Below are 6,351 nucleotides of genomic sequence, written 5' to 3' on the forward strand. Positions count from 1 at the left end.
ACGCCGTCCTGGTTTAAAGTTAATCCACTATAAAGGAAAAAGGTCGTCTGAAAACCTTCATCTCCCGTTTTCAGACGACCTTTGATGCGATGGCTGCCGCTTACAGCACTGATTTCACAGTATCCACCACATTGTCCACGGTAAAGCCGAATTCTTTGAACAGCAGTTCGGCAGGGGCGGATTCGCCGAAGCGGTTGATGCCGACGACTGCGCCGTTCAGTCCGACATATTTATACCAGCCGTCGGCGTGTCCGGCTTCTACGGCGATGCGCGGCAGGCCTTCGGGCAGGACGGCGGCTTTATAGGCGGCGTCTTGGCGGTCGAATACGTTGGTGGACGGCATGGAAACGACGCGTACGGCGATGTTTTGCGCAGCAAGGGCTTTTTGCGCTTCCAGAGCCAGCTCGACTTCGGAACCGGTGGCAATGATGACGGCTTGGGCGTTGCTTTGGGCTTCGCTGATAACGTAGCCGCCGCGTTTGATGTCGTTCAGTTGTTGTTCGTTGCGCGCTTGGAATTTCAGGTTTTGACGGCTGAAAATCAGGCAGGACGGATGGTCTTCGGCTTTTACCGCTTCAGCCCAGGCCACCAGCGATTCGGCGGTATCGCACGGACGCCATACGTCCATGTTCGGAATCAGGCGCAGGGTGGCGGTTTGCTCGATGGGTTGGTGGGTCGGGCCGTCTTCGCCGAGGCCGATGGAATCGTGGGTGAAGACGAAGACGGGGTTGATTTTCATCAGTGCCGCCATGCGCAAGGCGTTGCGTTCGTATTCGCTGAACATCAGAAAAGTTGCGCCGAACGGTTTAACGCCGCCGTGCAGGGCAAGACCGTTCATGATGGCACCCATGCCGAATTCACGCACGCCGTAGTGGATGTAGTTGCCGCCTTTGTCGCGGGTAACGGAGACGCTGTTTGACCAGTCTGTCAGATTGGACGGGGTCAGGTCGGCAGAACCGCCCACCAACTCGGGCAACTCTTTAGCTAAAATTTCAATGCTGTTTTGGCTGGCTTTGCGGGTGGCGATGGTTTCGGCTTTAGCGCACACTTCTTTCAATGCGGTTTGAACGTATGCATCGAAATTGTCCGGCAGTTTTTTATTCATGCGGCGCACGAATTCTGCGGCCTCGGCAGGATATTTGGCTTGGTATTGCGCAAACAGCTCGTTCCATTCTGCTTCCAGTTTCGCGCCTTGTTCTTTTGCGCTCCATGCGTCGTAAATTTCTTGCGGGATTTCAAAGGCGGGGTAAGTCCAGCCCAGATGTTTGCGCGTGGCTTCGATTTCGTCCGCACCCAAAGGAGCGCCATGGGTTTTGTGGCTGCCTTCTTTGTTGGCACTGCCTTTCCCGATTAAGGTTTTGCAGCAGATGAGGGACGGTTTGCCGGTTTCGGCGCGGGCGGCTTCAATGGCCGTCTGAATGGCGGCGGTGTCGTGGCCGTTTACGTTGGGAACGACATGCCAGCCGTAGCTTTCAAAGCGTTGCGGGATGTTTTCGGTAAACCAGCCGTCCACTTTGCCGTCGATGGAAATATTGTTGTCATCATACAAAACAATCAGTTTGCCCAAGCCCAAGGTGCCGGCGAGCGAACAGGCTTCGTGCGATACGCCTTCCATCAGGCAGCCGTCGCCCATAAAGACATAGGTGTAGTGATCGACGATGTTCAAACCGTCTTTATTAAATTTGGCGGCAAGGATTTTTTCCGCCAATGCCATACCCACCGCGTTGGCAATGCCTTGTCCCAACGGGCCGGTCGTAGTTTCCACGCCGTCGGTGTAGCCGTATTCGGGGTGGCCGGGGGTTTTGCTGTGCAGCTGGCGGAAATTTTTCAAGTCTTCAATGCTCAGGTTGTAGCCGGTCAGGTGCAACAGGCTGTACAACAGCATGGACGCGTGGCCGTTGGAGAGGATGAAGCGGTCGCGGTTGTAGAATTTGGGGTTGGCGGGGTTGTGGCGCAGGAATTTCGTCCACAATACTTCCGCCATTTCCGCCATACCCATGGGCGCGCCGGGGTGGCCGGAATTTGCTTTTTGAACGGCATCGGCCGAGAGGAAACGGATTGCGTTTGCCAGTTGAGACATTTTGTACCTTCCTTGCTGTATTGGTTTGAAACGGTAATAACGGTAAAGAAAATCCCGTTGATTATCGCCCGATTCGGTCAGGCTTTCAAGGATATGGGCGGCTTTCAGACGACCTTTCCGTCTATCAGAAGGACAACTTCAAACCGGTACGGCATCGGTTTCGCGTTGTCCTGTTTTAAAAATTGTCCGCATAAGGGGTCGTCTGAAACAGGCAAAGCAGATGAGATTAACTGTTATTCCGTTTTGAAACAGTAGTTTATAAATTTTTATCGGAGATATAGCGATTCGCTATAAGCATAGCGTCATCGGTTATATGCAACTGCTTGAATATCGCCGATTTCAGACTTGGGCAACGGAAAAATCAAAACGGGTGGCATATAAAAGCCAAGTAGGGCTTTTTGCTTTGGTCAAGTTCAAATGATATGATTCCGACGCATATAAAAGGTCGTCTGAAAAACCAATCAAACCAGTAATCAGAATAAAAGACCTGCGCGCAAACACACGAAGGAACACTGAAAAATGTCAACAGAAAACCAAGCCGAAAACGCTGTGTCAGAAGAAAAAAACGCTGCCCCGAAAGAGCAGTCCGAGAAACCGGCAAAAACCGCTCCGCCCAAACCCTCAAAACCCAAATCCAGCGTCATCCAAATCCATCCCGAAGGCGAACGCATCCATCCAAAAAAAGCGGAAGGGCGGTTCGCCAAATTGCGTATAGCCGCCGTATTGGCGACGCAGTTTGTGTTTTATGTGATTCCGTGGTTCAACTGGAGCGACCGTCAGGCAGTACTCTTCAATATTCCGGACCGGCATTTCTTCATTTTCGGGCTGTCGTTGGGCATGGGTGATTTGATTTACCTTGCCCTGCTGCTGATGATTTGCGCCTTCGGGCTGTTTTGGTGGACGACGATTGCCGGACGCTTGTGGTGCGGCTATTCCTGCCCGCAGACGGTTTACACCGAAATCATGCTTTGGATCGACAACTTGGTCGAAGGTGACCGCAACAAACGCCTGAAGCTGGAAAAATCGCCGTGGAATTTCACTAAAATCCGCATTAAAGCAACTAAAGCCCTGCTGATTTTCATTGTCTGCGCGTGGACAGGCATTACCTTTGCGGGCTGGTTTGTCCCGATCCGCCAGTTTGTTCCCGACTTGTTTGCCGGAGCAGCAGGCGGCGGCGCGATGTTTGCCGCAGCGTTTTACGGCTTCATGACCTTCTTCTTTGCCCACGTTATGCGTGAGAAAGTGTGCCTGCATATGTGTCCGTATGCACGCTTCCAAAGCGCGATGTTCGACAAAGACACGCTGATTATTTCTTACGATACCGAACGCGGCGAACCGCGCGGCGCACGCAAGAAAACCGCCAACAAAGAAGACAGCGGATTGGGCGACTGCATCAACTGCACCATGTGCGTACAGGTCTGTCCCGTCGGTATCGATATCCGCGACGGTTTGCAGTATCAATGTATCGGCTGTGCGGCGTGTATTGATGCCTGCGACGAAATCATGGATAAAATGGGTTATCCGCGCGGTTTGATACGCTATACGACCGAAGGCGCGTTGGAACACGAATATCCTGAAAGCGACATCAAAAAACGCTTGAAACGTCCGCGTGTGGCGGGATACGGCGCTGTTTTGCTGGTGGTTATTATTGCTTTCTTGGTCGGACTTTCCACCCGCAAAATGGTCGAAGTCGATATTTTGAAAGACCGCGGCGTGATGGTGCGCGAAAACAGCAAAGGTTGGCTGGAAAACGCATATAACCTGCGCATTATCAACAATAGTGAAAACGAACAAGTGATGACTGCGACAGTCAAAGGCTTTGAAGAAATCGCCCTGACCGGATTGCCGGAAGGCGGCGTGAAAATCGCACCGCGCCAAACGTTGACCATTCCGGTCCAAGTTTCCACCATTCCCGAATACGCCGACAAGGGCAGCCATCCGATTGAGTTTACCTTCACTTATCGCGAAACCGGCAAAGCAGATGGCAAACCCACTATCTTGGAAGAAGAAGCAACCTTTATCGGAGAATAAAACGTGTCCGAGCAAAAACAAGTCAAACCTTGGTACAAACACATTTGGCCGTGGGTGTTGATGGCGGGTCCTATTTTCGTCGTGATTGCCAGTGTCGCCATGTTCTTCGTCGCCAAAGAACATGCAACCGATTTGGTAACGGACGACTATTACAAAGACGGCAAACACATCGACATCCAGCTTCACCGCGATGAAGAGGCAGTGAAGCGGCATATGCAGGTGCAAGTGCTGATCAGTCCGGATAAGGATGCGGCCAAAGTGTTTGTCAGCGGGGAATTCGATCCCAAGCAGCCTTTGAATCTCCTTTTGATGCACCCGACTAAAAAATCGGAAGACCAAACCGTCAAACTGCACCCCGTCAGTGCGGAAATCCAAAACGGTCGTATGGAGTATGAAGCAACTTTCAAACCCCTGCCGCCGACCAACCACTGGTATCTGCGCGTGGAAGATACCTCGGGTGTTTGGCGGGTGGAGGATAAATGGATAGTCAGTCAAGGCAATGCAATCAATCTGACCCCTATGAACAAATTGTTTGAGAACGCCAATCAGAAGCCGAAAGATTCAGGACAATAGTTTGACAGGCTCAAAAGGTCGTCTGAAAAATTTCAGACGACCTTCATGCTGTAAGGTTTGTGATGATGTTGGCGCAAATATAGTGGATTAACTTTAAACCAGTACGGCGTTGCCTCGCCTTAGCTCAAAGAGAACGATTCTCTAAGGTGCTGAAGTACCAAGTGAATCGGTTCCGTACTATCTGTACTGTCTGCGGCTTCGTCGCCTTGTCCTGATTTAGAGTTAATCCACTATACAGCGGGCAGGGCAGTATCGGTCGTGAACATAGCTGAGTGACTGATAAGGCAGGATAACCGTTTTCAGACGACCCCGGTCGTCATGAAAGTAACAAGGACAAGGTATGAGCAAACGCTGGCGCAGGCTGACGGACAACGAAATCAAAATGGCAAAGCTGATTTTTGCCGACAGCATTGATTACGCCCGCGTCAAAATCTATCAAGGCATTCCTTGCCTGCCAACCATGCAGGTTGCCGTTTCGCCCAACGGGAACATCTATTTCCCGCGCAATAATTGTCCTGACGACTTCGCCCTCGCTTCCGAGTCCCATCAAATATGGATGATTCATGAATTGACCCATGTTTGGCAGTACCAGCAAGGATTTAAAACCTGGTTGGGCGGATTGTTTTTGTTCGTCAGCGGAGGCTACCGCCGCCGCCGTGCCTATCTCTATCCCAAGCTGTCCGATATTTGTCATTTCAGTATGCTGAATATGGAGCAGCAGGCGGATTTATTGGCGCATTATTACGCGTCGTGTTATCTAAAAGGCAACATATACAACGCCCAAAATCAAACCTTTCAAAAGATTTTAAAGTCGTTTATCGAAGACCCGTGCCAAAAAGAATGGCTGCCTCAATGCAGGTTTTATCGAAAAAACAAACGGACTTGAAGGCTTTTGCTGTCTGAAAGATAGTTAAAACATATGCTTTCAGACAGACAAGTCCGTTATAATAGGCAAATTAACTATCATAACCACATCAAAGGTAAATCATGCCTTGGAACATACCGATTTTTCTGACTTGGATGCGCGTTTTGCTGATTCCGGTCTTTACTTTGCTGTTTTTCCTGCCAAAAGGGTGGATTGCACCGGAAACCGTCAATTGGACTGCCGCTATCATTTTCGCACTCGCAGCCGTAACCGATTGGTTTGACGGATTTTTAGCAAGGCTTTGGAAGCAAACCTCCGATTTCGGCGCCTTCCTCGATCCCGTTGCGGATAAATTGATGGTAGCGACCGCATTATTGCTGCTGGTCAGCCTTGGCCGTACTTATGTTATTTTCGCCATTATCATCATCGGCAGGGAAATCACCATTTCCGCCTTGAGGGAATGGATGGCGCAAATGGGCAGACGCAGCAGCGTTGCCGTTGCCACGATCGGCAAATTTAAAACCGCCGCGCAAATGGTTGCCATATTTTTATTGCTCTTAGCCTCCAATCGATTTGACAATATTTTTTACCTGACAGGTAACATATTGATGTTTATCGCATCTGTATTAACCCTCTGGTCAATGTTCTATTATCTGAAAATGGCGTGGCAGGAAATCAAATAAAAAATAAAACAAACCCCTTGACGACAAGTTTTAAATCCATAATAATTGCGTCTTCTTCAGAAACAGCAGCAAGAAACAGACATTCGGCGGGAATAGCTCAGTTGGTAGAGCGCAACCTT

At 50.2% G+C, this 6,351-nt stretch carries 5 protein-coding genes; 4 read left to right on the forward strand and 1 reads right to left on the reverse strand.

Annotation, left to right across the window (positions count from 1 at the left end):
- Positions 1 to 100: 100 nt before the first annotated feature.
- A complete protein-coding gene (tkt, locus tag HMPREF3050_RS03845; RefSeq protein WP_070773536.1) occupies positions 101 to 2,080 on the reverse strand; it encodes a transketolase in 1,980 nt (659 codons plus the stop codon).
- A 519-nt stretch (positions 2,081 to 2,599) separates the two neighbouring features.
- On the opposite strand from tkt, the gene ccoG reads away from it, so the two are divergent.
- The 4 genes from ccoG (at position 2,600) to pgsA (ending at position 6,232) form a co-directional block, all read left to right on the forward strand.
- On the forward strand, positions 2,600 to 4,111 hold the full coding sequence (ccoG, locus tag HMPREF3050_RS03850; RefSeq protein ID WP_070773538.1) for a cytochrome c oxidase accessory protein CcoG: 1,512 nt from the start codon (positions 2,600 to 2,602) through the stop codon (positions 4,109 to 4,111).
- A 3-nt stretch (positions 4,112 to 4,114) separates the two neighbouring features.
- Complete coding sequence (locus HMPREF3050_RS03855; protein WP_003744335.1) at positions 4,115 to 4,684, forward strand: FixH family protein; 570 nt, start codon at positions 4,115 to 4,117, stop codon at positions 4,682 to 4,684.
- A gap of 340 nt (positions 4,685 to 5,024) precedes the next feature.
- Positions 5,025 to 5,570 (forward strand): hypothetical protein, encoded by a 546-nt coding sequence (locus HMPREF3050_RS03860; RefSeq protein ID WP_003744334.1) that lies wholly within the window; start codon positions 5,025 to 5,027, stop codon positions 5,568 to 5,570.
- A 101-nt stretch (positions 5,571 to 5,671) separates the two neighbouring features.
- A complete protein-coding gene (pgsA, locus tag HMPREF3050_RS03865) occupies positions 5,672 to 6,232 on the forward strand; it encodes a CDP-diacylglycerol--glycerol-3-phosphate 3-phosphatidyltransferase (RefSeq protein WP_003744331.1) in 561 nt (186 codons plus the stop codon).
- Positions 6,233 to 6,351 lie beyond the last annotated feature (119 nt).

Origin of the sequence: Neisseria sp. HMSC065D04, from assembly GCF_001815675.1 — a bacterium.
GTDB lineage: Bacteria > Pseudomonadota > Gammaproteobacteria > Burkholderiales > Neisseriaceae > Neisseria.

What these genes read in the sequence shown, in the direction of transcription:
- tkt (WP_070773536.1), bottom strand. Translation starts at nt 2,080, where the DNA reads ATGTCTCAACTGGCAAACGCAATCCGTTTCCTCTCGGCCGATGCCGTT.
- ccoG (WP_070773538.1), top strand. Translation starts at nt 2,600, where the DNA reads ATGTCAACAGAAAACCAAGCCGAAAACGCTGTGTCAGAAGAAAAAAAC.
- HMPREF3050_RS03860 (WP_003744334.1), top strand. Translation starts at nt 5,025, where the DNA reads ATGAGCAAACGCTGGCGCAGGCTGACGGACAACGAAATCAAAATGGCA.
- pgsA (WP_003744331.1), top strand. Translation starts at nt 5,672, where the DNA reads ATGCCTTGGAACATACCGATTTTTCTGACTTGGATGCGCGTTTTGCTG.